The sequence below is a fragment of the Fibrella forsythiae genome (assembly GCF_017353175.1).
Lineage (GTDB): Bacteria > Bacteroidota > Bacteroidia > Cytophagales > Spirosomataceae > Fibrella > Fibrella forsythiae.
On the sequence record NZ_JAFMYW010000001.1, the window covers coordinates 990,776 to 1,015,918 of the forward strand.

18 protein-coding genes are annotated in these 25,143 nt (G+C 54.3%); 9 read left to right on the forward strand and 9 right to left on the reverse strand.

Features of this window, described 5'->3' with window-relative positions; all coding sequences use genetic code 11:
- Positions 1–94: 94 nt before the first annotated feature.
- Positions 95–2,671: an FdhF/YdeP family oxidoreductase gene (locus tag J2I46_RS04705; protein WP_207327765.1), complete on the forward strand. Its 2,577-nt coding sequence runs from the start codon at positions 95–97 to the stop codon at positions 2,669–2,671.
- Positions 2,672–2,818: 147 nt separating this feature from the next.
- On the opposite strand, the gene J2I46_RS04710 is transcribed toward J2I46_RS04705, so the two are convergent.
- The 5 genes from J2I46_RS04710 to J2I46_RS04730 form a co-directional block, all read right to left on the reverse strand.
- Complete coding sequence (locus tag J2I46_RS04710) at positions 2,819–3,175, reverse strand: transmembrane 220 family protein (RefSeq protein ID WP_207327766.1); 357 nt, start codon at positions 3,173–3,175, stop codon at positions 2,819–2,821.
- 15 nt (positions 3,176–3,190) lie between these two features.
- Positions 3,191–3,928 (reverse strand): tetratricopeptide repeat protein, encoded by a 738-nt coding sequence (locus J2I46_RS04715; protein WP_207327767.1) that lies wholly within the window; start codon positions 3,926–3,928, stop codon positions 3,191–3,193.
- A 184-nt stretch (positions 3,929–4,112) separates the two neighbouring features.
- On the reverse strand, positions 4,113–5,381 hold the full coding sequence (locus tag J2I46_RS04720; RefSeq protein WP_207327768.1) for a sensor histidine kinase: 1,269 nt from the start codon (positions 5,379–5,381) through the stop codon (positions 4,113–4,115).
- The gene (locus J2I46_RS04725; RefSeq protein ID WP_207327769.1) at positions 5,378–6,055 is read right to left on the reverse strand and encodes a response regulator transcription factor; all 678 of its coding nucleotides are present in this window, start codon (positions 6,053–6,055) and stop codon (positions 5,378–5,380) included. Before J2I46_RS04725 ends, J2I46_RS04720 begins: the two co-directional genes overlap by 4 nt.
- 75 nt (positions 6,056–6,130) lie before the next feature.
- The gene (locus J2I46_RS04730; protein ID WP_229379498.1) at positions 6,131–7,024 is read right to left on the reverse strand and encodes an N-acetylmuramoyl-L-alanine amidase family protein; all 894 of its coding nucleotides are present in this window, start codon (positions 7,022–7,024) and stop codon (positions 6,131–6,133) included.
- 384 nt (positions 7,025–7,408) lie between these two features.
- On the opposite strand from J2I46_RS04730, the gene J2I46_RS04735 reads away from it, so the two are divergent.
- Genes J2I46_RS04735 through J2I46_RS04745 form a run of 3 tightly spaced genes read left to right on the forward strand, consistent with a single transcriptional unit; the run spans position 7,409 to position 8,346 of the window.
- Positions 7,409–7,669: a hypothetical protein gene (locus J2I46_RS04735; protein WP_207327770.1), complete on the forward strand. Its 261-nt coding sequence runs from the start codon at positions 7,409–7,411 to the stop codon at positions 7,667–7,669.
- Between the two features lie 34 nt (positions 7,670–7,703).
- On the forward strand, positions 7,704–8,096 hold the full coding sequence (locus J2I46_RS04740) for a DUF5991 domain-containing protein (RefSeq protein WP_207327771.1): 393 nt from the start codon (positions 7,704–7,706) through the stop codon (positions 8,094–8,096).
- Positions 8,097–8,148: 52 nt separating this feature from the next.
- A complete protein-coding gene (locus J2I46_RS04745) occupies positions 8,149–8,346 on the forward strand; it encodes a prevent-host-death protein (RefSeq protein WP_207327772.1) in 198 nt (65 codons plus the stop codon).
- A 70-nt stretch (positions 8,347–8,416) separates the two neighbouring features.
- Here the strand turns inward: J2I46_RS04745 and J2I46_RS04750 are convergent, their stop codons facing one another.
- The gene (locus J2I46_RS04750) at positions 8,417–11,851 is read right to left on the reverse strand and encodes a pyruvate carboxylase (RefSeq protein WP_207327773.1); all 3,435 of its coding nucleotides are present in this window, start codon (positions 11,849–11,851) and stop codon (positions 8,417–8,419) included.
- Between the two features lie 376 nt (positions 11,852–12,227).
- On the opposite strand from J2I46_RS04750, the gene J2I46_RS04755 reads away from it, so the two are divergent.
- Positions 12,228–13,658: an aldehyde dehydrogenase family protein gene (locus tag J2I46_RS04755; protein ID WP_207327774.1), complete on the forward strand. Its 1,431-nt coding sequence runs from the start codon at positions 12,228–12,230 to the stop codon at positions 13,656–13,658.
- A gap of 68 nt (positions 13,659–13,726) precedes the next feature.
- Here J2I46_RS04755 and J2I46_RS04760 read toward each other — a convergent pair whose 3' ends face one another.
- The 3 genes from J2I46_RS04760 to corA form a co-directional block, all read right to left on the reverse strand.
- Complete coding sequence (locus J2I46_RS04760) at positions 13,727–14,203, reverse strand: group II truncated hemoglobin (RefSeq protein WP_207327775.1); 477 nt, start codon at positions 14,201–14,203, stop codon at positions 13,727–13,729.
- Positions 14,204–14,254: 51 nt separating this feature from the next.
- The gene (locus tag J2I46_RS04765) at positions 14,255–16,750 is read right to left on the reverse strand and encodes a bifunctional UDP-N-acetylmuramoyl-tripeptide:D-alanyl-D-alanine ligase/alanine racemase (protein ID WP_207327776.1); all 2,496 of its coding nucleotides are present in this window, start codon (positions 16,748–16,750) and stop codon (positions 14,255–14,257) included.
- A 64-nt stretch (positions 16,751–16,814) separates the two neighbouring features.
- Positions 16,815–17,909 (reverse strand): magnesium/cobalt transporter CorA, encoded by a 1,095-nt coding sequence (corA, locus tag J2I46_RS04770; RefSeq protein WP_207327777.1) that lies wholly within the window; start codon positions 17,907–17,909, stop codon positions 16,815–16,817.
- A 126-nt stretch (positions 17,910–18,035) separates the two neighbouring features.
- On the opposite strand from corA, the gene J2I46_RS04775 reads away from it, so the two are divergent.
- The 4 genes from J2I46_RS04775 (at position 18,036) to J2I46_RS04790 (ending at position 25,143) form a co-directional block, all read left to right on the forward strand.
- Positions 18,036–19,229 carry a hypothetical protein gene (locus J2I46_RS04775; protein ID WP_207327778.1) on the forward strand — a complete coding sequence of 398 codons (1,194 nt, stop codon included), beginning with the start codon at positions 18,036–18,038 and terminating at the stop codon, positions 19,227–19,229.
- Between the two features lie 160 nt (positions 19,230–19,389).
- Positions 19,390–21,297 carry a glycoside hydrolase family 88/105 protein gene (locus J2I46_RS04780; RefSeq protein ID WP_207327779.1) on the forward strand — a complete coding sequence of 636 codons (1,908 nt, stop codon included), beginning with the start codon at positions 19,390–19,392 and terminating at the stop codon, positions 21,295–21,297.
- Positions 21,298–21,768: 471 nt separating this feature from the next.
- Positions 21,769–22,785: a class 1 fructose-bisphosphatase gene (gene fbp / locus J2I46_RS04785; protein ID WP_207327780.1), complete on the forward strand. Its 1,017-nt coding sequence runs from the start codon at positions 21,769–21,771 to the stop codon at positions 22,783–22,785.
- Between the two features lie 192 nt (positions 22,786–22,977).
- Positions 22,978–25,143: an alpha-L-rhamnosidase-related protein gene (locus J2I46_RS04790; protein WP_207327781.1), complete on the forward strand. Its 2,166-nt coding sequence runs from the start codon at positions 22,978–22,980 to the stop codon at positions 25,141–25,143.

Here is a 25,143-nt window from a genome sequence, read left to right on the forward strand (position 1 = left end):
TAGGCGTTTTTGCCCCCATTGGGCCGTTTTTTTGTTATCTTGTTACATAGCGCCAGCCAGTTACCTGGTGCCCTCAACGTTAGTTGTTTCGAGTATGGATAAATCCCCAAAAAGCGAAAGCAGGCCCAGCGATCCCGCTGACCAAGTCGCTGAAAATCAACCGATGAGCGGTGAACACCCCAATCAGGGAACAGAAATGGCAGCAGATCACGAACGAATACAGCGTAAAGCCGACCTGACCGATTTGTCAAATGATGGTTCGGCGGATAAACGCGTGTTAACCGCCCCCGATACCATTGGCGCGAAAGACAGAAATCCCGTGCTGGCCCAACCGCCCAACGCCTTCACCGGCCTGAAATTGGGCAAACCGGCCACAGTAGCGGCTGGTGTTACGGCCGTGCTGAAATCGATGGAATTTTCCTGGAGCGAAGCGGGTGTTGGCCGGGGTACGCATGCCTTACTGAAACTTAACCAGAAAGACGGGTTCGACTGCTCATCCTGCGCCTGGCCCGACCCCGACGATCATCGGTCGGTGGCGGAGTTTTGCGAAAACGGGGCCAAAGCAACGGCTTCTGATGCCGACATTCGCCGCGCAGATCCCGCGTTCTTTGCCCAGCACAGTCTGGTTGACCTGTCGCACATGACCGATCGGGATTTAAATAATGCTGGTCGGCTGACACACCCGATGGTGCTCCGTCCCGGTGCAACGCACTACACGCAGATCAGCTGGCCCGACGCGTTTCAGGTGGTAGCCAACGAACTGAACGCCCTGGATTCGCCCGATGAAGCCATCTTCTACACATCGGGGAAAGTACCGAATGAGCCCGCGTTTCTGTACCAGTTATTCGTTCGTCAGTTTGGCACCAATAACTTGCCCGACTGTTCGAACATGTGCCACGAAAGCAGCGGCTCGGCGCTGAGTCCCACGTTGGGGCTGGGTAAAGGGTCAGTCACCCTAAACGATGTACATGAGGCAGAAGTAATCCTGATCATGGGGCAGAACCCCGGCACCAATCACCCCCGGATGCTGACAGCCCTCCAGATTGCCAAGCGTAACGGAGCGAAGATCATTGCCGTAAACCCGCTGCACGAAGCGGGCTTGAGCCATTTCAAGAATCCGCAGGATTTCATGAATCCGATCAGAGCGGTAGGTACGTTGCTGGGCCAGGGTACGGCAATTGCCGATCTTCACTTGCAGGTAAAGATCAACGGCGACATGGCGGTGCTTCGCGGTATCATGAAGCACCTGATCCGGGCCGAAGAACTGAATCCGGGCGTGGTTATCGACCACGCGTTCATCAAGGAATACACCGCCAGCTACGACGCGTTTCTGACCTCAATCAAAAACACCGGTTGGGAAGAGATCGAGGAGATGAGCGGCCTGACGCGGGCGCAGTTGCTCGAAGCAGCCAACATCATTGCGCCCAAACAGAAGCTCGTTACCTGTTGGGCCATGGGCCTGACGCAGCAGAAAAATGGGGTAATGAGCATTCAGGAGATCGTGAACCTGCACCTGATGAAGGGGGCAGTGGGCAAGCCCGGCGCAGGTACGTGCCCGGTGCGAGGCCACTCCAACGTACAGGGCGACCGAACGATGGGAATCTGGGAACGCCCACACAAGGAGTTTCTGGATGCGCTTCAGAACGAATACGGATTCGAGCCGCCGCGTGAACACGGGCATGACACGGTTGAATCGATCAAGTGCATGCACGAAGGGAAAAGTAAAGTCTTCATGAGCCTGGGCGGCAACTTCCTGTCGGCGTCGCCCGATACTGAATTTGTGGCCGAGGCCATTCGCAAACAAAGCCTGACGGTATTTGTCAGCACGAAACTGAACCGTGGCCATTTGGTGACCGGCAACACATCATTGATTCTTCCCTGCCTGACGCACGTCGACATAGACAGGCAGAAATCAGGTCAGCAGTTTACATCCTGCGAGAATTCGATGGGCGTAGTTAGCCAGAATAAAGGCGTGTTACAGCCGCTGGAAGGTGAGATGCTGAGCGAAGTGGCTATTATTTCGGGTATTGCGATCACTACCCTGGGCGAGAAATCGAAGGTAGACTGGGTCGGCTACACCGAAAATTATGACAACATACGGGATGCCATTTCCCGCGTTATTCCGGGTTTCGACAGGTTCAACGAAAAGATCAGGAAACCCGGCGGATTCTACCTGCCCAACGGGCCACGCGAACGGAATTTTACCACCGAAAACGGCAAGGCCAATTTTACGGTGACCGACATGATGAAACACGATGTTGCACCCGATCAGCTGGTTATGATGTCGATTCGGAGCCACGACCAGTTCAACACGACGATCTATGATTATAATGACCGGTATCGGGGGGTGTATGGGGAACGGCGTGTGATTTTTATGAACGCTGATGACATGAACGAACGTGGTATTCGGGAGCGCCAGCTGGTGAACATTACCAGCCATTTTGAGGGTCAGGAACGGAAACTGGAACGGTTCATAGCCGTTACCTACAATATCCCGAAAGGGAACACAGCGGCTTACTACCCGGAAGTGAACCCACTGGTACCGGTAGCCAGCGTTGCGTACATCAGCAATACGCCAACGTCTAAGTTCATTATCGTGACGGTAGAGCCGGTTGCCGAGCAACTGCCGGAAGGAAAAACGGAAGCCGTACCGATGGCCCTGGCAGCGTAGGTACGTTGCCAGGGCCATCGGACGTGATTTGCTTCGTACTCCAGGCCCGGGGCAGCCACCGGGTCAACTCCGCCCAGGCTGCCCCCAGTCTACCACTGCAGCGCCATACATCAGCAATACAACACCCGGCAGCAACACCCACACAAATCAGGTAAACGCTCTCTTCTCCCGCCACACCAGCCAACCCATCAGGCCCATAGCAAGGGCGCAGATGACTAAGCCGCCCGATTCGCGGGCGAGCTCAATGTTGACGGTCTTCATGCCCATTTCATCGAGCAGGAAGCCTTCGAAGGCGGGCGGCCACTGGTAAATAGCCGCCACGCCATAGAGCAAGGCCATCAAGGCAAAAAACCAGACTTGACCAATGCGGGCAAACGCCATCAGGCAGGCCATGGCCGCAAAGCCATAGACAGGAATCCAGAGCTGCGGATCTGGGTCGTTGTACTGAAGGGCCGCGAAGAGCACGAATAGCACGGCGAAAATCACTGAGATCGTTTTACGCATGGCAGTAGATTGTCACTAGTTACAGTACGCAGCAATAGCACTGGCCGCATCCGCATAGTTCAGCTTCTGCGCCTGCCTGAGACTGAGGCAGGCGGCGTCGCGCTGATTCGCCAGCACCTGTGCCAGCCCCAGCCCGTAAAACGCTTTACCGAAAGTTGGGTCTGTGGCCACGCAAGCCTGAAAATCGGCGATGGCGCCGGGCAGGTCTTTCTCGTTGAACCGGAGGTTGCCCCGGTTGTAAAGCGCCAGCGCATTTTTCGGATTCAGTTTGATCGACTGGTCAAAATCAGTCAGTGCAGGCTGGGTTTGGCCTTGTAGGGCAAACAACTGCCCCCGGTTCAGGTACGTTTCGGAGGTGGCCGTTCGGGCGGTGTCGGGTGCTAGTCGAATGGCTTCGGAATAGTCTTTCAACGCCGCCGGCACGTCTCCCTGGGCTGTTTTAAGAAGAGCGCGGTTATAATACGGCCGGTAAAAGTCGGGTTTGAGTTTCAAGGCCTGATCGTAGTCGAGCAGAGCGTTGCTATATTCTTTCAACTCGAAATAAGCCACGCCTCGGGTATTGAAGGCATCGGCATTGTCGGCATCGGCTTCTACAGCCTGATTCAGGGCGGTGAGCGCCTCCCGCGATTTACCTTCGCGTAGTAACGCCCGCCCCTGGTCGAGGTAATCGTCGGAGGTGGTGCAGGCAAGGAGAACGAACGATGAACAGAAAACCGCAATGGCGGACCGTAGTTGTATGGTGAATTTACGCATTGATTGAGCTGAAAAGGAATGCCACAAAGCGACATCATACAAAAGTAATGCGTAGCGCCTGTTTCGGGTTCAGCGGGATGGAATGGTTGACAAAAATGACAGGCTGCTCAAGGCCGTTCAGGCAACTGATCATGCTTGCCGGTAGCATCGATGTGTCGGCTTCTGTGCTATCAGCAAGGATGATTTATTCGCGCCCCGCCAACGTGAGTGTGTGCAAGCCCTCTGCATACTGATAGGTGACCATCAAGTGGTAGGTGTCACAAATCTGCCTGACGATGGCCAGGCCCAGCCCTACCGATTCGTGGCTGTTACCTTCTTTCCGGAAACGCTGAAACAGGCTTTCAGGGGCTGTATGGAGTGAAGGCCCGGAATTACAGAGCTGCAACTGACTGGCGGATGAACGTACCTGGATGAACCCGCCGGGATGGTTGTGTCGAATGGCGTTACTGACCAGATTGCTAAGCAGGCTTTCGGCCAGAAATGGAGGTAACAGCACCTGAAAATCAGCACCCGGCTCCTCACTTACCCGGATTTGCTTATGAAGCAGCACCTCGTCCATATCCAGCAACCGTTGCCGCAATTCGGCAGATAAATTAACCGGATGAACATCGATAAACTGGTGATTCTCAATCTTTGCCAGCAGAAGAAGTCCCTGATTTAAGCGGGCGATCCGCCGCGATGCTTCGTAGATACTATCGATCCAGTGGGTTTGCGTGGCGGTCAATTGCTCAGTCTGAATCAGTTGCTCTACCTTGGCGTTGATGAGTGCCAGGGGCGTTTGCATCTCGTGCGATGCATTCTCGGTGAACTCCTTCAGGCTGTGATAGTCGTGCTGCATTTTATCGGCCATTTTACGCAGTACGTCGTTCAATTCGCTGAACTCAGTGATCGCAGGCTGGGGAAGTTGCAGGGGCAGCGTACTGCTGAGGTCGAATCGTTTTATGGTTGCCAGGGTGTCGTAAAACGGTTGCCAGAGACGGCCCGACAGGCGACTTTGAAACCAGAACGTACCCAGCAGGAGCATGCCCAGAAAGAGAACCATCGTGGCCGTAATGGCTTCAAGGAGCCGGTAGGTCTGAATCAGCGATTTGCGAATGGCAACGCGGTGCATGACGCCGTCGACCGGCTCGTAGAACGTCAACTGCCGAAATGGAATCAGTTCGTTGTCGTAACGATTAAGGATCAGCGTATCAGAGAATGCTTCGGGCGGCGGCTGGGTACGCTGGCTGACGGGCGTCACAACGATCTTGTTCTCAACGAAATACGGACTGCTCGACCAATCATGGTGGGTACGTACGTAGGCTTCGAAATCGCGTTTCTCGACCCGCAACCGGCTTTCCACTTCGTCGTAGATCAGGAAGCGTGTCACCTGGTAGAACGCCAGCGCCGACAGCAGGTAGATAACCAGCGAAAAGAGCAGGTAAATGTAATTGGCTTTGTTGAGCAGCTTCACAACGAGCCAAATTTATAGCCGATCCCGTAGACCGATTGCACATAGTCGGCAGCTCCTTTGTCGAGCAGTTTACGGCGAAGGTTTTTTATGTGCGAGTAAACCATATCGAACGAGTCGGCCGAGTCGATGTTGTCGCCCCAGAGGTGTTCGGCAATCGACGCTTTCGTTAGTACAACATCCGTATTCGACAGGAAGTATAGCAAGAGGTCATACTCTTTCCGCGACAGCGTGGTGAGTTGTTCATTCACATACACGCGCCGGGCATGTGGCACAACGGTGATCTCGTGAAACCGCAGTTCATTGTGTCCGCCAAACTGACGCCGACGCAACAGCGATTTCACCCGCGCATTCAGTTCCGACAGGTGGAAGGGTTTCGTCAGGTAATCATCTGAGCCAATTTCAAGGCCTTTCAGCTTGTCTTCCAGGCTGTTGCGGGCCGAAATAATGATGATCCCGGTAGTGGCTACGAGCTGTTTCAGGGTCTGAATCAGGTGCAGGCCACTACCGTCGGGCAGGGTGAGGTCAACGATGATACAGTCATATTGGTAAAGGTGGATTTTTTCATCCGCCTCACGAAAGGTAGCCGCTGTTTCGCAAATGTATTCCTCTTTCGTCATGTAGTCGGTAATGCTCTCGGCCAGCCCCCGTTCATCTTCTACAACCAGTACTTTCATAACGTTATCTCCTGATTTATAAACGAAAGTAGCGGCCAATTCTGGAAAGATTTAGGACGGTACGCCGCGGCGGGCCTACGGCAACTTACCGCGCGACCTGTAATCGTCGATGATACCCTGCATCATCCAGCTGGCCAGCGCCAAACGATTTGAGGCCAGTAGAAACCGCCGCTGATCGAGCCGGTTCTGAATATTGCCCAGTTCAATGAAAACAGTGGGCGGGTGGCTGTTTTTGACAACGTACAACGTGTTGCGGGTCGATACCTTGCCGGAGTAGGGGCGGGCGGGCTGATGCCGTTTGTAGTTCGCCTGAAACCGCTGGTGAATATGGCTGGCCAGCCGCTTCCCAACCGGGCTGTTGCTATGGTGGTAAAAGAAAACGTCGATCGTTTGGCCCTGGCTCCGGCTATCGACATGGATGGTGATAAACCGCTGATAAGCCGCTTTATGGCTGGCATACAGCTTATTGACTGCCGTGGTGGTCTGATCAAGCCGGGCTGTCTGATTGAGCGGAATCACCTGATGCGGGTAAGCTACCTCGTCGTGGTCGAGCTTCAGTACGGCATCATCCCGGATTCCATCGTTAGGATCCTGTACCAGCATAAACACCGTTGCTCCCTGCTTTTTCAGTAAATCGGCGAGCCTGATGGTCACATCGTAGGCGTATTCATCTTCGGGTAAAAGCGATTTGCCAAACTTTCCAATCGCGCCGGGATCGGGACCACCATGCCCCGAGGCCAGATAAAAAATGGTACCCCCAAGCGGCAGCTTCCTCAAAACGGCGGGTGAAACGGGCTTCGCGGCTTTCTTCGTTATCACTACTTTTTTGATAACAACCCGCTTGGTCACACCTGATTTCTGCCGTTTTCCCGGCTGCTTCGTAGTTGTGCGCACAACCACTCGTCGGGTATGGACAACAGCTTTGCTGCGCGGTTTAGGCTTGCCCTCCACGGTGCCAGATGACAACATTCCGATGAGCAGTAGACAGAGAAACGGGAGGAGGTGCTTTGGCAAAACGCTGGTAAACTGTAAGTTGAGTATCAATTGTTCACCGGGAATGAACAGACTTCGTGTGCAAAAATAGGACAAATCGAAGCACAGGCCAAGCCACTACATAAGGCAGGCCGGACGCGGGTGATTTAGTGGGGAGCGTGACCGAGTCGCGTATAAGCCTGTTGCTGAATGGCCTCGCGCTAAAGGCCCTGAAACGTAAACAGCCAATGGCTTTTTCTACAGGTCAGCGGTTGAAGTCGATCAGCTAAGAAGGCAAAACAGACGCCCACAGGAACCCTGGCCTAAAACACATGCCCGTCTAGTCATGTTAGAATAAGGTAATGCTAACCCGACACGCAGATGGATTTATCAAAAATAGCCAGCCTGATTACCCCACTCGTGCTTATGGCCATGATGGGTGTGATAATGATCCTCTACGGATTCGTTGATATGAAGCGGGATAACAACATCCTTCAATTTCTCTTTGGTATTCCGCTCGCGGCCGGGGCGCTGGGCCTGCACTATGTCGTCCGCCGCGCGGCCCGGAACAATACATTGCATGTCTGGATTGCCGAATCGATACTGGTTGGCCTGATGTGGTACGGATTCCTGCACTCGTAGTCAGCGCCCATTCATCACTTTACAGCTAAATTATATGCGTACGGTATTGTTCATAGCGGGTATGTGGTTCGGAGCCGCCGTCCTGTCGGGTTTTCAGCAAACAGACAGTTGGCTGGGTACGTGGTCGGGCGAAACGAAGGACGGCGTCACCTACACCATTAAGGTCAACGATAAGTACAGAGGCATGAACCTCTGCGAGGTGCACGCCGAGGGCATTCAAACCTTCTACACGCTGGAATGCGTGGCCACCGGAACGCCTACGACCCTGAAGGTCTACTACCGATCGGCCACAGATGGTGCTTTCTACGCCAAAGACCGGGTCAAGATCAACGATCCATTTTTCGTGCTGCAACGCACCAACGGCAAGGTTTCGTGGCAATGGAAACAGATCTTCGATGGCGGCGTAGCCATGCGTAAAGTAAGGTAGTGGGTTGAACCCGCTTGTTGCTATATTTGGGCACAACTGCATTCAGGCCATAATGAAAGCACTAACAATCAGCGACTTGAAAGCCAATTTTTCAGCAGTGATTCAAGTCGTGAGATCAGGAGAGAAGGCTGCGGTGGCGTTTGGCAAGAAGAAAGAAATAGTTGCTTATGCTATCTCCAAAGAAGCTCGTAAAGCTACAAAACGTCAGCTAAGCATTATCGATTCGGAACAATCCGCGTTCACAAACTAAAACGCCTCATATCCAACATATTTCATGTGGACACGAGGCGTTTTAGTTTGTGAACGCGGATTGATATTCGCTACGCCATCTCGATGACCCAGTCATCTTGCTCGATGGTGGTGTTTTCTTTAAGCAGCACCTGCTTGACGGTGCCGGGCTGCTGGGCGGCCACGATGCTTTCCATCTTCATGGCTTCGATCACGAACAGCGGCTGGTTTTTCTTTACCTCGTCGCCGGGCTTCACCAAAATACGCGTCAGGCGACCTTGCAGCGGCGAGCCGATGTCGGTGGGTTTGCTTACTTTCTGGTTCTGCGCTTTCACCACTTTCTGGGCCTTGTCACGTACCTGAACCTGACGGCCCTGTCCGTTCAGCTCGAATGTGATCGTGCGCATACCCGACGCATCAGCCTCCGACATGAACAGCAGCCGAACCAGAATATTCTTGCCTTCGGCAATCGGCACCAGGATTTCTTCGTTGGGCTTCAGGCCATAGAAGAACGCGGGCGTTGGAATGATGCTGACGTCGCCGTACTGGTCAATGGCCTTATAATATTCCTCATACACCTTCGGATACATCTGGTACGAGAGGTAATCGAGGAAGCCATCGTTGCGCGGGAACGCCTCCTGGAATTTGGTAAAATCAGCGTCGAAATCGATCGGGGCCAGGTGCTCATTGGGGCGCCCGGTAATGGGCTCCTCGCCTTTCAAGACCACCTTCTGAATATCTTCCGGGAAACCACCATAAGGCTGACCCAAGATTCCCTTCATCAACTCCTTCACTGACTCGGGGAACGACAGCGATTCGCCGCGTTGCAGCACATCGTCGGCGGTCAGGTTATTGGCCGTCATGAAGATCGCCATATCGCCCACCACCTTTGAGGAAGGCGTCACCTTGATGATGTTGCCGAACAGCTGATTGGCCACCGAATAGTTCTTTTTCAGCGTCTCGAACTTGTCGCCCAGCCCCGTGGCAATGGCCTGTGGTTTCAGGTTCGAATATTGGCCGCCGGGAATCTCGTTCTCGTATACCTCGGCGCTACCGGCTTTCATGCCGCTCTCGAACGGATAATAATACTCCCGAACGTCTTCCCAATAGTTGGAGTAGGCGTTCAGCGACGGCAGATCAACCGGGCATTCGCGCTCGTGGCCCTGCATCATCGCCACTACGGAGTTGAAATTCGGCTGCGACGTCAGACCCGACAACGCACCCAAAGCGCAGTCGACAATATCGACGCCCGCATCAATGGCCTTCAGGTACGTTGCCGCCTGAATACCCGCCGTGTCGTGTGTGTGCAGGTGAACGGGAATGCTCAGCGATTTTTTTAATTCACCAACCAGCAACTGCGCGTCGAGGGGTTTCAGCAAGCCGGCCATGTCTTTGATACACAGCAGGTGCGAGCCTTCGTCTTCGAGTTGCTTCGCCATGTCGACGTAATACTGAAGCGTGTATTTCTCGTCGATACCGCTGTAGCAAATGGCGGCTTCGGCAATGGCGTTGGTGCGCTCGCGAACGGCACGGATGCTCACTTTCATGGCCTCGACCCAGTTCAGCGAGTCGAAAATACGGAAGACGTCGATGCCTGTTTCGGCCGACTTCTCGACGAATTTTTCGATCAGGTTATCCGGATAAGCCGAATAACCAACGGCGTTGGAACCCCGGAACAGCATCTGCAACAGCATGTTGGGCATAGCCTCGCGCAGGGCGGCCAGCCGCTTCCACGGACTTTCGTAGAGGAACCGCATCGACACGTCGAAGGTGGCACCGCCCCACACTTCCATCGAGAACAGTTCGGGGTGGTTTTTGGCGAAGCCCTCGGCTACTTTCTGTAAATCCTGGGTACGTACCCGCGTGGCCAGCAACGACTGGTGGCCGTCGCGGAAGGTGGTATCGGTGTAGAGAATCTGCTTCTGATCACGTACCCAGTTGGCGAACCCTTCGCGGCCCAGTTCGTTCAGGCGGTCGCGGTTGCCGGCCGGGTACGTTCCGTATTGGTCGTAGATCGGAACAACGGGCGTGCGGAACACCTTGCTGTCGTCGCGCTTTTTTACTTCGGGATTCCCGTTCACGATCACCTCGCCGAGGTACCGCAGCACTTTCGTGGAGCGGTCTTGTGGCTGCCGGAGTTTGAACAGTTCAGGGTGGCTTTCGATGAACGATACCCGCGCATCACCCCGCTGGAAAACCGGGTGATCGATCACGTTCATCAGGAACGAGATGTTGGTTTTCACGCCCCGGATCCGGAACTCGACCAGTGCGCGTTGCAGGCGTTGGGTAGCGCCTTTCAGCGTACGCCCCCGCGCCGACACCTTTACGATCATGGAATCGAAATACGGCGAGATTTTTACGCCGGGATAGCTGCTGCCCTCGTCGAGACGGATACCGAAACCGGCGGCATTCCGATAGGCGATGATCGTACCAAAATCGGGCTTGAAGCCGTTGGCGGGGTCTTCCGTCGTGATCCGGCACTGAATGGCGTAGCCGTTCAGCGGTACTTCATCCTGGTGGTTGATGTATATGCCATTGTCAGACAGCAGATAGCCCATCGCGATCAGAATCTGCGACCGTACGATGTCGATGCCCGTTACTTCTTCCGTGATCGTGTGCTCGACCTGAATTCGGGGGTTTACTTCGATGAAGTAGATATTCTCTTCTTTATCGACCAGAAACTCAACGGTGCCGGCGTTACTATAGCCCGCCGCTTTACCAATTTTCAGGGCATAGGCATAGAGTTGCTCGCGCGTTTCCTGCTTCAGACCAAACGAGGGAGCCACTTCTACGACCTTCTGGAAACGGCGTTGTACCGAACAGTCGCGTTCGTACAGGTGAATCAGGTTTCCGTGCGTATCGCCCAGCAGTTGCACTTCAATGTGCTTCGGATTCTCGATGAATTTCTCCAGGAAAATCGTGTCGTCGCCAAACGCATTTTTCGCTTCGTTCTTGGCTTCGGTAAACGCTTTCTCGAACTGATCAGCTTCGCGCACAACTCGCATCCCGCGACCACCACCACCAGCGGCGGCTTTCACCATCACTGGAAAGCCAATCCGGGCGGCTTCTTCGCTGGCCCGTTCGGCCGACATATTTTCTTCCCGCGAGTCGGGAATCAGGGGTACTTCAGCAATGGTGGCTAGGTTTTTGGCCCGGACTTTATCGCCCAGCGCTTCCATTGCTTCGGGCGTTGGCCCGATGAAAATAATGCCCTCTTCGCGGCAGCGACGGGCCAAATTTACGTTCTCTGACAGGAAGCCATACCCAGGGTGAATCGCGTCGATTTTTTTACTCTTTGCCAACAGAATAATGCCTTCTACGTCGAGATAGGGTTTCAGCGGCTCATCATCGCGCCCGATCTGGTAGGCTTCGTCAGCTTTATAGCGGTGAAGCGAATAACGGTCTTCGTAGGTGTAAACGGCTACGGTGGTGATGCCTAGCTCAGTGGCAGCCCGCATGATGCGGATGGCAATTTCACCCCGGTTTGCAACCAGCAGTCGGTTGATTGGGCGGATATAGTCTTTCACAGAATCAAAAGATGATAAATCGGGTAGCTATTGACAGATTCGTAACAAACAGATAAGCACGGTTCTGCCTATGCATTAGCGTCGCAAATTTGTTGAAAATTCGGCAAAACGATCGGCCCACCAAATATTCATCGGAAAAGGCATATTTTTCGATGAATAGTGCAGTAAGCCGTTAAGATCTGATGAAGTGTGCAAGCAGAGAGCCCTAAAGGTAGACGATTTATAGGGTTACACCTTCCTGCACCAACCCGTTTTTAACCACGACTTCATCCGTACGAGCGGCGTACAGGGTGCTTAAACAAGCCGTGATGGCGGCACGTGGCTGACAGAAACTATCCATTTTTTATGTAGTTTCATCAAAAATTCCTACCCTGCTATGATCGTCCAATCGCCCGAAACTGACCTGAAAGCACCGATTCAAACGGCCTTCAACCAATTGCGCCAACACGCCGCCACAATGGCTTTAACAACCGCTCCTGAACGAATTGAGCGGCTGAAACGGATCAAGTCGTGGATTGAGGCCAACACATCTGCTATTCACGCGGCCATGCACGCCGACTTCAGGAAACCATCGGCGGAGGTTGATCTGGGTGAACTGGTTGGGCTGATGGGTGATTTGCGTTATACGATCCGGCACCTGAAGCAGTGGATGAAGCCCCAACGTGTGCCAACGCCCCTTTCGCTGGTGGGTACCAGCGGTTATCTCCATTATGAACCGAAAGGCGTCGTGCTGATCATTTCGCCCTGGAATTACCCGTTCGATCTGATGGTGGGTCCGCTGATTGCGGCGCTGGCGGCGGGAAATGTGTGCATGCTGAAACCGTCGGAGCTGACGCCGAATACGGCCGCCCTGCTTAAACGAATGGTGGATGAGGTGTTTCCTCCCGAAGAAGTGGTGCTTTTCGAAGGAGCAGCTGAAACGGCGCAAGCCATGATGGAACTACCCTTCAACCATATTTTTTTTACCGGCAGCCCGGCCCTGGGCAAGGTGGTGATGACCGCTGCCGCCAAACACCTGGCCTCGGTTACGCTCGAACTGGGGGGCAAATCGCCTTTCGTGGTTGACGAAACGGCCGACATTAGAAAAACGGCGGAGATTCTGGCCTGGGCTAAATATTTCAACAACGGCCAAACCTGCATTGCGCCTGATTACCTGTTGGTGCACGAAACGGTAAAAACGCCGCTGCTGAACGAAATCAGAACCGTGGTAGAACACATGTACGGCCCTGATGCCGCCGCCCGTGCCGCTTCCGACAGCTATGCCCGGATCGTCAATCGGCGCCATTTTCAACGCGTCAAAGGGCTGATCGATGATGCCGCCCGGAGAGGGGCTACCGTATTGATGGGCGGACGAACCAACGAAGCCGATAATTTCATCGAACCCACGCTGATCGACGGGGTCACCAACGACATGCAAATCATGCAGGAAGAGATTTTTGGCCCGGTATTGCCTGTCGTCAGCGTGAAGAATCTGGACGAAGCACTGGCGCACATCAACAGCCGCGAGAAGCCGCTGGCCCTGTATATCCACAGCAAAAAACAGGCAAATATCGACTACCTGATCAACCGAACCTCGGCCGGCGATACGGTGATCAACGACGCCATGATCCACTTTACCAACCCGGAGATGCCTTTCGGTGGAATAAATAACAGCGGCATTGGCAGTTACCACGGCTACTTCGGCTTTCAGGAACTCTCACACCGGCGAAGTATTCTGCGCCGCCAGTTCGGCACCATGAAGTTCCTGTTTCCGCCCTACACCGACCGCGTTCGGAAGCTTATTAGCTGGGCGGTGAAGTTCTCCTAGTTAGTTATCAACGTACCCAGCTACCTAAACACAACATTGAATTAGTAGCTTGGTACGTTGATAACTATTCACTGATTATACGGCCCGCCGGTTTCGCCCCAGCCCCACTTTGGCATGGGCTCACTTTCGGTGATCGGGTTTTCGTCGATCTGTGAGTTGAGTATAGCCAGGCGACTGCCCCATTCCAGATAACCAACCAGCGCTGAGCGGAACTCCGGATCGTCAGGTAAACCAACCTCATCGGCACTGTCGAGGAGGAGAGCTAACCAGCGGCGGCGTTGTTTTTCGGTGAGGTGCTTGCCAATGTGGTGCTCAACCATGCTGGCATGACTGCCGCCATCAGTCTCGGTGTAACGCTTCGGCCCGCCAAACACTTCACCGATGAAGTGGGCCACGTGCTGGGCGTGTTCGGCCGACATGTGCAGAAATACCGGAGCCAGTATCTCGTCTTGCGCCACTTTCGCGTAGAAGTGGGCCGTGAGTTGTTCCAGCCGGTCGTTTTCGCCCGCCCAGGTGTAGAGAGTTGGAATGAGTTGTCCGTTCATTGTATTGAGCCGTTTACAGACCAATGTACAGCGAATCCTGTACACCGGTTGTTAGCCGGCGGCAAAGAATACCCGTTTAACGCGTTCACTGATGCCGGTCAGGACCTCGTAAGGGATCGTACCCATCCATTGCGAGAGGTCAGTGACAGGTACGTTGGGGCCAAAAACCTCGACCGAATCGCCCTCGCTGGCGGGGGCATTCGTCACGTCGATCATGGTCATATCCATGCAGACACTGCCCACAGTAGGGCACAGCACACCGTTTACCCATACCGATCCGACTCCGTTTCCGAGACGTCGGTCGTAGCCATCGGCATAGCCCAGCGCCAGTGTGGCAATCCGCGAATCGTGATCAAGCACACCACGCCGACTGTAGCCGACCGTATCGCCGGCCGGTACGGTTTTTATCTGGCTGATGGTAGTGGTCAACGTACCTACCGGGTGCAACAGCGACGGTTCTGTCTGGCTGCTTTCAACGCCGTAGAGCCCTATGCCGAGCCGAACCATGTCGAGTTTGAACTCCGGAAACCGGACAATTCCCGCCGAGTTGAGTAAGTGGCGAACAGGCATATAGTCAATACCCGCCGCCAACGCCGCCGTTGCCCGGCTGAACGCCTCAAACTGTTCTTGCGAGAACGCGTTGAACTTTGCTTCGTCAGCCCCTGCCAGGTGGCTGAAGACCGTGGCGATCTGAACCGCCGGATGCGCCGTCAGGTACGTTACGACGGCCGGTATTTCAGCTTCCAGAAAACCGAGCCGATGCATGCCCGTATCAATTTTCAGGTGGCAGGGAGTTGGCGGCGCGGCGTGCAGCGCTTGTTGACCTTCGAGGAAACCACCCCACTCGTTGAGCATACGCTGGCTGTATAGCTCTGGCTCCAGTTTATTTTCCAGCAGAATCTGGAAGGTTTCGGGCGAGGGGTTCATCACCATAATGGGCAGCGTGATACCCTGCTGACGCAGAAAAACGCCCTCATCGGCATAGGCAACGGCCAGCCAGTCGACCCGGTGAAACTGAAGCAGACGGGCCACTTCGGCACTACCACTTCCGTAGGCGAAGGCTTTCACCATCACCATTATTTTTGTCTGGCTACCCACCCGTTCGCGATACTGGTTCAGGTTGTGCGTCAGGGCATCGAGGTCGATGTGCAGCACCGTTCCGTGTACTTTTTGCTGGAGCCGGTCAACGATTCGTTCAAAACCAAAGGCCCGTGCTCCTTTGATCAGCACAACACTGTCGCGGAGCTGTTGCGTGGGGTACGTACCAAGAAACGTATCTGTGTCAGGGAAAAACAGGCTATTCTTACCAAACGAGGCACTGTTTCGGCTGATAACCGGCCCGATACCCAGTACTTTCGAGACGCCCTGTTCGGCCAGCAACTGCCCGATGAATGTGTAGAGGTCGGCCTCGTTCTGCCCCGATTGCAGCACATCCGACAGAATCACGGTCTTGTGGGCTCGGTTGCTCTGTTGCTTCTGGAAATCGAGGGCCAGCCGTAATCCGGCCACATCGTTGTTATACGAATCATCGATCAGCACGCAGTTGTTGATTCCTTCTTTCAGTTCAAGCCGCATGGAAACGGGCCGCAAACGGGCAACGCGGCGGTTGAGTTCGGTCTCGTCGGTAATCCCCAGCGTTAACAGTGTGAGCACACAATGGGTCAGATTTTCAACCGAAGCCCGATCGGTGAACGGCGTGCGGACTGTCCACTTGCCTGCCTTGTCAGACTGAGTAACGGTGAGTCTGTCGCCCTGAACGGCTATCAGGTACGTTGCTCCCTGACGCCCCTCGCGCGACCAGCCCACTAATTGACAGCCAGGGTTTACAGCCCTGATCAACATGCCTGTTTCATCGGCAACCTCCTCCTGATCAAGCGAATAGATCAGCGTGTCAACGCCCGTAAACAGACGTAGTTTTTCGGCAACTTTCTGTTTTCGGGTTTTGAATCCTTCATCATGAGCCGTGCCGATATTGGTAAAAATACCGATCGTTGGTTTGATGATCGCTTCCAGGGCGGCCATCTCATGGGGCCGGGAAATACCGGCCTCGAAAATCGCCAGCGTGTGGGTATCGTTCAGTTGCCGTACCGACAGCGGCACGCCAATCTGGGAGTTATAGCTCTTGGGGCTACGCACCACAACGTACCCGGCCGACCCGGACGCCACCCCGTTGACCGGCCCGGCGAGCAACTGCGCCAGCCATTCCTTAACGATCGTTTTGCCGTTACTACCCGTAATGCCAATCACCGGAATCGAAAATGAGGCCCGGTGCGCGGCCGCCTGTGCCTGCATGAACGCCACGGTACTGGGTACGCTGATAAACTCAGCGTCAGGATGGTTGACCTGCTCAGGAACAGGCTGCTCGATGACAAATTGCCGAACGCCCTGCCTGTAAAGCTCACCGATATAGTTATGCCCGTCGTGATGATCGCCGCGGATGGCGAAGAAAACAGACTGTGCAGGCACCATCACCTGCCGCGAGTCTGTAAGCCAGAAAGGAAGGAGAAAAGGTGGGGAGGAAGGAAAGGAAGGAAGGAGCGTTACCATGCAACAAAGGTAAACCAGCGCTTTCTTTCCCCCTTCCTCCGTTCTTACCTTCCTCCCTATTCCCTTACATCCAGCCGCGTCGTTTAAAGTAGATCACCATTGCCGTTGCCACCACCGTCATAATACCGAGTACCATGAAATAACCGTAGTGCCAGTGTAACTCAGGCATATGGTCGAAATTCATGCCGTAGATACCGACAATGAACGTCAACGGCATAAAAATGGCCGACAGAATGGTCAGCGTTTTCATCACCGCGTTCATCCGGTTGCTGGTCGTTGAGAGGTACACGTCGAGCAGGCCGGGGATGAGTTCGCGGTACGAATCCAGCGTTTCTACCACCTGATTGACATGGTCGAGCAAGTCGCGCAGGAAAGGCATCGTAGTTGGGTGTACCAGCGGAGACTCTTCGCGCAGCAATACGCCCAGTATGTCACGGAGTGGCTGCACATAGCGGCGCATCAGCGTCATTTCCCGCTTCAGAGCATACAGGCGGGCCAGCGTATCACGGCCGGCAACATCACGAATGATCCGGTCTTCGATGTCGTCGAGTTTTTCGGCCATGCCTTCCATGACCACAAAATAATGATCGACCACCACGTCCATGGTAGCGTAGAGCAGGTAATCGGCTCCGTTCCGGCGGGTCTTGCCCGACGATAGTTTGATTCGTTCGAGCACCGGGGCAAAAATATCTTTAGTCCGTTCTTCCTGAAACGAGATCAGGTAATTGGCTCCCAACACCAGGCTGACATGCTCGGCGTCGATTTCCTGACTGCGGCTATTGTGGTGCAGCATCTTCAGCGTTACAAAAACGCCCGCCGAACTCGCCCGCGTGTCGTCATACAAGTCAATTTTGGGTTTCTGCTCCGTGTTCATCACGTCTTCGAGCAGCAGCGGATGCAGCCGAAACTGCGTGCCCAGCGCCCCCACCACCGACGCTTCATGAATGCCGTCTACATCGAGCCAGAGCACATGCGGGGTGTCGCCCGGGGGTAACTTACAGGCGCTCAGCTTGCCCGATTCATCAATGTGGTAGTCTTCTTCGTTATACTCGACCCGCTTGATCTTGGTCGCGTGCTTTATTTCCTGACCTACGTAGGTCAACGTACCCGGCGACGTACCCACCGGTTTCTTCGATACTTTATAGCGACGTCGTGCCAATGATATGCTGCTTAAACCTTAGTACTCCAATTACGTCAAAGTGCAAAGATCGCTTTTAATAGCTACGTGTCATTAACTAACCATTATTGACACGCAACCACTGCCCATTCCCAAATCCGTTATGTCATGAAACCGTACCTGCTCCCGCTATTCGTTGCTGTCGGCGTCGTAGTTCTGTCGTGCAGCAGTGGTAAAACGGCCTACCGTCGCGGCGATTTTGCCGAAGCGGTACAAAAAGCCAGTCAACGATTGAGCCAGAAGCCGGGCATTAGCCGACGGGGGCATGCGCTGGCGAAACAGGTTATTCAGCGGGCTTTTGTGGATGGCTACGAACAGCATCAATCAACTATCCGTAGTTTGGTCGCCCAGGCCGGCAAGCCCTTTCGTTGGGAAGCCGTTTTTACCGAATACAGCGTTCTCCAGCAAATGACAACCGACGCCCGGCAGGCGGCGCCCGGTTCAGACTGGCTGGCAACGTACCCAGCCGATTACAGCCAGCGTCTGGACGAGTCGAGGGGGCTGGCGGCCGAAGAACGGTACGCGCTGGCCGAATCAGCCTACGTGTATCGGGAGAGCAACCGGCAGGCGGCGCGCGATGCCTACGAGCAGTATCAGAAAGCACTGGCGTGGGTGCCCGGTTACCGGCAGGCCGCTCAAAAATCGCTGGAATCGTTTCCCTACGCCGTTCTCCGCGTATTGATTGAGCCGCCCGTGTTAACCCCTGAACTCGACCCATCTGAAACGGCCGAACTGGGACGTGACATTTTTTCCAGTTTACAGGGCGACAACCACCCATCCCCTTACGTACACCTCCTCGACCCCAATCAGGTTGACGTTGGCATCGACGGGGCCTTCAGACTTTATGATGGGTTTCCGGTCAATGAAGCCGTGCAGGTGGCTGTGAGTGATTACCGACCCTACGACAGTCATTTCACCACCACGTCGACCACCGTAGAGAGCAACCAGCTTTACAAAGTTGGCACGAAGCGGATCAACGACTCCACGGTTGTTGACGTGATGGAGAAGGTAAAGGGAACGCTTACGTTGCATACACACCTCGTAGAGGCCAGGATGGACGTCGACCTGCGGGCGATCGATACCAAAACAGGCCGGGTCATCTGGACGGATTCCGATCAGTCAACTGCTGACTGGAAAATACAATGGGAAACCTTTTCGGGTGACGATCGCGCCCTAAACGGGCACACGCTGCTGACAGCAACCGGAACACCCCCGTCGCGACAGAGTCTACTGTCGAGTCTGAGCAGCAACATGGGCAGTTCCATTGTAGGTACGTTGCGCCGTCGGTATAAAAAGCTGTAAACCAGCCAGCCGGGAGATAAACGCAACCAATCTACACCCAACATTGGCTAGTCGTTTTCAGGGCGCGTTTCCCGCAGAAACGAATTCTACGTTGATGCAGGTAGGTTCAGGAAGGTAGATACAGTTGTTGCGGCCACTTTTGTCGTGATTACCTACTTCCATGAAAAACGTACTCCTTGCCTTAGCCCTGCTGCCTTGCTGGGTGCAGGCGCAAACCCTTCCCTGGTCGCAGCGAATGACCGCCACCATCATGGCAACGTACCCCGATTCGATGGTAGCCAAAGGTGGTCGGATGGCACACTGGGACTACGAGATGGGCCTGATGATGCACGCCGTTGAAGCCGTTTGGACCCGCACCGGCAATGCGCGCTATTACAACTACATGCTGAAAAGTATGGACCAGATGGTGAACGAAGACGGCTCGATCAAGAATTACGAGGCCAGCAAGTTCAACATCGACTTCATCGCACCCGGCCGCTCGCTGTTGCTGCTGTCTCAGCTGTCGCTACCCAGAAAAGAGAAATACCGCAAAGCGGCAGACCTGCTTCGGAGACAACTGGCAAACCAACCCCGAACGAAAGAGGGTGGTTTCTGGCACAAGCAGACGTACCCAAACCAGATGTGGCTCGACGGGCTGTATATGGCCGAACCGTTCTACGCCGAATACACCCAGCTCTACGACCCAACCGGTAAAGGTTTCGACGATATCATCAACCAGTTTGTGTGGATGGAGAAACACGCCCGCGACGAGAAAACCGGTCTACTCTACCACGCCTGGGACGAAAGCCGTGAGCAAAAATGGGCCAACCCCAAAACCGGTACTTCACCAAATTTCTGGAGCCGGTCGCTGGGCTGGTACGGTATGGCGCTGGCCGACGTACTGGATTACATTCCTGCCTCGCATCCACGCCGGGGCGAATTGCTAGCGATCCTACAACGCTTCATGCCCGCCGTTCTGAAATTTCAGGACCCCGTATCGGGCTGCTGGTACCAGGTAACCGACCGACTTGGTGACAAGGGGAACTACCTCGAAGCGTCGGGCACGAGCATGTTTGTGTACACGTTGGCAAAGGGCGTGCGGATGGGTTACCTGCCCGCATCGATGATGGCCGCCGCCAGGAAAGGCTACGATGGCATGCTCAAAAACTTCACTTCGACCGATGCAAAGGGTCTGGTTCACCTTGAGAAGACGGTATCGGTTGGCGGGCTGGGCGGCAACCCCTACCGCGATGGCAGCTACGACTATTACCTGAGCGAAAAGCTCCGGCAGGACGATTTGAAAGGCGTTGGCCCGTTCGTGCTGGCCAGCCTGGAAATGGAAGCCGCCAACGAGCGAGCTAGTCTGAAACCGCGCACGGTAGCCGTAGACACCTATTTCAACCACGAATTCCGCAAGGGTGCTGATGGACAGCAGGAGCCGTATCACTACACCTGGGAAGACCGGCAGCATTCGGGTTTCTGGCTGTGGGGGAACACCTTCCGCGATCTGGGCGCAAAAACGGTATCAGTATCAGGAGCACCAACGGCTGCTTCACTCAAACATGTAGATATCTATATCATCGTCGACCCTGATACGCCGAAGGAAACGGCGAAACCAAACTACATCAGCGCCGCCGACAGTAAAGCCATTGCCGATTGGGTGAAAGCGGGTGGTGTGCTGGTCTTGATGGCCAACGACACATCGAACTGTGAGCATGTCCATTTGAATCAGTTAGCGGCTCAGTTTGGAATGCAGTTTCTGCCGAAAAACATCAACATGGTGAAGGGCGATCAGTTTGAGCAAGGCCGCGTTGACATCCCGGCTGGTAGTGCCATTTTCCCAAATACGAAGTCTGCTTACATCAAAGAATTAGCACCCATCAACGCAAAAGCGCCAGCCAAAGCCGTAGTCAGTAAAGCGGGCGACGTCATCATAGCAACGGCTAAAATCGGCAAAGGCACCGTGTTTGCCGTGGGTGATCCCTGGCTCTACACCGAGTACGTCGACGGGCGAAAAATCCCGGCCACCTTCGAGAATTTCAACGCGGGTAAGGATCTGGCTATCTGGTTGTTGAAGCAGACGCGGTAGTGAGGTAGCTGGCTTCGCGCTGTGTTGCTTCGCGCTACTTGCCCTTCGACTAGGCGTCCCCGACAGGCGCAGGGCACGTAGCGCGAAGCAACACAGCGCGAAGCCAGATATCGCTAATCAATTCATTGGAAAAGTCTTTGCCACTCACCCAACTCAATACTTACCGCTAAGGGGGCAAATCGCGAAAGGGATGGTTGAGACATAAATGTCGAATCCCGTTCAATAATTGGCAACGTTCCCGATAACGATTGCGTGAATAAAAAAGATTAAAAACAGCTGTATCTAAAATTGGCAACTTAATCTTACATAGCCAATCTGCTGATTGTCAGATTTTACGCCCAACGAGTCATCTATCAACCAGTCTGCTTTGAGTAGCCTTTGCTCTGCCTGTCAACGCACGAGCCAGGTACGTTACTTTCCATTTCTATCCAGCACTACTCCTTTTCTGTACCAATTTTAGCTGCTATACTCATGAACGTTAGCCAACTCGAAATCTCGTCGTCGCACCCCCTGGCACTACCCGTCGGAGTTACCCTCGACCGGTACATCATGCACCGCCAAACGGCGTTCCCCTATGCCACCGGCGACCTCTCCCAGCTGCTCCGCGACATTGCGCTGGCGGGAAAGATCATTCACCGGGAAGTGAACCGGGCCGGCCTAATCGACTTGACGGGTGGCATGGGTGTTCAGAATGTGCAGGGCGAAAGTCAGCAAAAGCTGGATATGATCGCCAACATCCGTTTTTGTCGGGCACTTAAGAACGGCGGTGAAGCCTGCGCCATTATTTCGGAAGAAGACGAAGACATCATCTTCACGGGCAATAACAACGGCAAATACGTGGTGGCCATCGACCCGCTCGACGGTTCATCGAATATTGACGTGAACGTCTCGATCGGAACAATTTTCTCGATTTACCGTCGGGTTACCCCAATAGGCAGTGAACCAACCATGGCCGATTTCCTGCAGGGCGGTCGGCGGCAGGTAGCAGCCGGGTATATCCTCTACGGCTCATCTACGATCATGGTCTACACCACCGGCCACAGTGCAAATGGCTTTACGTATGATGCCTCACTAGGCGAGTTCATTCTATCGCACCCGGACATTCACAGCCCCGTCGATGGTCAGATTTATTCCTGCAACGATGGCAATCTCGACAGCTACGAGCAGGGCGTACGCGATTACCTGACCAACTGCCGGAGTAGACAGTTCACCGCCCGCTACATTGGTTCGCTGGTGGGCGATTTCCACCGGAATTTGCTGAAAGGAGGCATCTACATGTACCCGCCCACCAAAAAGAACCGCGACGGTAAACTACGCCTCCTTTACGAAGCCTTTCCGCTGGCTTTCCTGGCCGAAAAAGCAGGCTGCCTGGCCTCAACAGGGCATCAGGCCGTACTTGATGTAAAGCCCACCAGCCTTCACCAGCGCGTGCCGCTCTACATTGGTTCACCCATTATGGTTGAGAACCTGATCGGCATGCTGGGGTAAAGGGTGCGATTTTTGTCATCCCGACGACAGGAGGGATCGTGGCGTTCTTGTCAAAAGTGCCAAGCGCTATCGGGAGGAACGCCACGATCCCTCCTGTCGTCGGGATGACAAAAAAGCCGTTGTTACACGCTCATAGCGATAGTATGCACCCACCCCCAACTTCCCACTTACCCTTCCTCCTACCCCTCTTTCATGAAAAAGTCTCTTTTGTTTGCTTGCTTACTGCTCTCATTTCTCTCACCGGGTTTTGCCCAAAAACAGGCAACATGGATCTGGTACCCAGGCGATTATGAAGTCTGGCTGGGCAACAACATGCAGAATCGACGTACCGAACGAGGCACGTTCCTGCCCCCGTTCTGGAAGCTCGACAGTCATTACAACCTGATCGATTTCCATAAAGATTTCGACATACCTGAGGCTGAAGAGGTAGAATTGACCGTAGAAGGTCGGTACAACGTCAAGATAGACGGCAAAGCCTTTCCGGGCTTTCCAACGAAGATCACGGTTCCCGCCGGAAAGCACCGGGTGAGCCTGAAAGTATTTTGTCAGGATCGGGTGCCCGCTATTTTCGTGAAGGGCAAAAACGTGGTTTCCGACAACAGCTGGCTAGTTACGTTTGAAGACAAAGAATGGATCGACGAGACGGGCAAAGCCTCTGATCAGTCGGGTACAACCTGGCTAAAAGCAGGATCGTGGAATTTCAACACCGCCCAGACGCCACCATCGGCATTCAGGCTGAACACCACCGAACAGGCAGCCGTGAAAACAGAGCGGAAACCGGGCTCCATCCTGCTTGATTTTGGCAAGGAAACATTTGGCTTCATCAAGCTGAACGGACTGACCGGCAAGGGCAAGGTGATGATCTACTACGGCGAATCGCGGGAAGAAGCGCTGGCTACCGAAACCTGTGAAACGACCGATGAACTGCACCTGGCGATGACCCAAAAACGTGACTCGGTCATGGAACTGACCAAGGCGTTCAGGTACGTATCTATCCAGTTCGATGGCAGCGTTTCGATCGATAATGTGTCAATGCTATATGAGTACCTGCCCGTGGCCGACCGGGGCAGTTTCCGTTGTTCGGATGAGCAGATCAACAAGATCTACGATGTGGCGGCCTACACGTTGCACCTGAACACCCGCGAGTTTTTTATCGACGGTATCAAGCGCGACCGCTGGGTCTGGTCGGGCGATGCCTCGCAGAGTTACCTGATGAACTACTACCTGCTGTTCGACTCGCCAACGGTGACCCGCACCATGCTGGCCATGCGCGGGAAAGATCCGGTCACGAGCCACATCAACACCATCATGGATTATTCATCCTATTGGTTCATAAGCATTTACGATTACTACCTCTATTCGGGCGACAAAGCCTTCGTCCAGCAGTTTTATCCGCGTATGCAGAGCCTGATGGATTATATGCTGGCCCGACGAAACAAGAATGGCCTGCTCGAAGGATTGGCCGGTGACTGGGTTTTCATCGACTGGGCCGAAGGGTTGAGCAAGAAAGGCGAGGTCAGTTTCGAGCAGTTGCTCTTTGCGCGCAGTCTGGAAACGATGGCCGTTTGTGCCAACATCGTCAACGATGTTCCCAACGCCACCAAGTATGCCAAACTGGCCGCCGACGTGAAGCAAACGCTCTTTAGTGCCTACTGGAATGAGCAGAAACAGGCCCTCGTTCACAGCCGGATAAACGGGGTACCGACCGAGAACGTGACGCGCTACGCCAACATGTTTGCTATCTTTTTCAACTACCTCGACGAAGCCAAAAAACAGGCCGTAAAAAAGCATGTATTGCTGAACCCGGACGTTCCCAGGATCACCACGCCCTACATGCGTTTCTACGAACTCGAAGCCCTTTGCGCACTGGGCGAACAGACGTATGTAACGAAGGAAATGAAGGCCTACTGGGGCGGTATGCTCGATCTCGGAGCCACGTCGTTCTGGGAAGAATACAACCCGACGAAAAAAGGAGCCGAGCACTACGCCATGTATGGTCGTGAGTTCGGCAAGAGCCTTTGCCACGCCTGGGGTGCCAGCCCGATTTACCTCCTGGGCAAATATTACCTGGGCGTGAAACCCCTCACGCCTGCCTACGATACGTACCTGATCGAGCCACAACTGGGCGGCCTGGCCTGGATCGACGGCAAGGTACCCACACCCGATGGCGACGTCAGCGTGTATTGCAGTGCCAAAGACATCCGCGTGACGGGTGCCGCTGCCGGAACCGGTACCCTTCGGTTTGCCAGTAAAGCAAAACCCATTTGCAAGCAGGGAGCCATTCGGACAACATCCGACGGAAAGTTCGAGTTGACCATCGAAAAAGGAAAGAGTTACGTGGTGAGCTACAAGCTGTAA

Excerpts from the sequence above, each read along its gene's own strand:
- J2I46_RS04745 (WP_207327772.1), top strand. The coding sequence starts at position 8,149 with ATGAAAGCACTAACAATCAGCGACTTGAAAGCCAATTTTTCAGCAGTG.
- J2I46_RS04775 (WP_207327778.1), top strand. The coding sequence starts at position 18,036 with ATGAAACCGTACCTGCTCCCGCTATTCGTTGCTGTCGGCGTCGTAGTT.
- J2I46_RS04780 (WP_207327779.1), top strand. The coding sequence starts at position 19,390 with ATGAAAAACGTACTCCTTGCCTTAGCCCTGCTGCCTTGCTGGGTGCAG.
- J2I46_RS04730 (WP_229379498.1), bottom strand. The coding sequence starts at position 7,024 with ATGTTGTCATCTGGCACCGTGGAGGGCAAGCCTAAACCGCGCAGCAAA.
- J2I46_RS04715 (WP_207327767.1), bottom strand. The coding sequence starts at position 3,928 with ATGCGTAAATTCACCATACAACTACGGTCCGCCATTGCGGTTTTCTGT.
- J2I46_RS04710 (WP_207327766.1), bottom strand. The coding sequence starts at position 3,175 with ATGCGTAAAACGATCTCAGTGATTTTCGCCGTGCTATTCGTGCTCTTC.
- fbp (WP_207327780.1), top strand. The coding sequence starts at position 21,769 with ATGAACGTTAGCCAACTCGAAATCTCGTCGTCGCACCCCCTGGCACTA.
- J2I46_RS04740 (WP_207327771.1), top strand. The coding sequence starts at position 7,704 with ATGCGTACGGTATTGTTCATAGCGGGTATGTGGTTCGGAGCCGCCGTC.
- J2I46_RS04735 (WP_207327770.1), top strand. The coding sequence starts at position 7,409 with ATGGATTTATCAAAAATAGCCAGCCTGATTACCCCACTCGTGCTTATG.
- J2I46_RS04755 (WP_207327774.1), top strand. The coding sequence starts at position 12,228 with ATGATCGTCCAATCGCCCGAAACTGACCTGAAAGCACCGATTCAAACG.
- J2I46_RS04725 (WP_207327769.1), bottom strand. The coding sequence starts at position 6,055 with ATGAAAGTACTGGTTGTAGAAGATGAACGGGGGCTGGCCGAGAGCATT.
- J2I46_RS04705 (WP_207327765.1), top strand. The coding sequence starts at position 95 with ATGGATAAATCCCCAAAAAGCGAAAGCAGGCCCAGCGATCCCGCTGAC.
- J2I46_RS04760 (WP_207327775.1), bottom strand. The coding sequence starts at position 14,203 with ATGAACGGACAACTCATTCCAACTCTCTACACCTGGGCGGGCGAAAAC.
- J2I46_RS04765 (WP_207327776.1), bottom strand. The coding sequence starts at position 16,750 with ATGGTAACGCTCCTTCCTTCCTTTCCTTCCTCCCCACCTTTTCTCCTT.
- J2I46_RS04790 (WP_207327781.1), top strand. The coding sequence starts at position 22,978 with ATGAAAAAGTCTCTTTTGTTTGCTTGCTTACTGCTCTCATTTCTCTCA.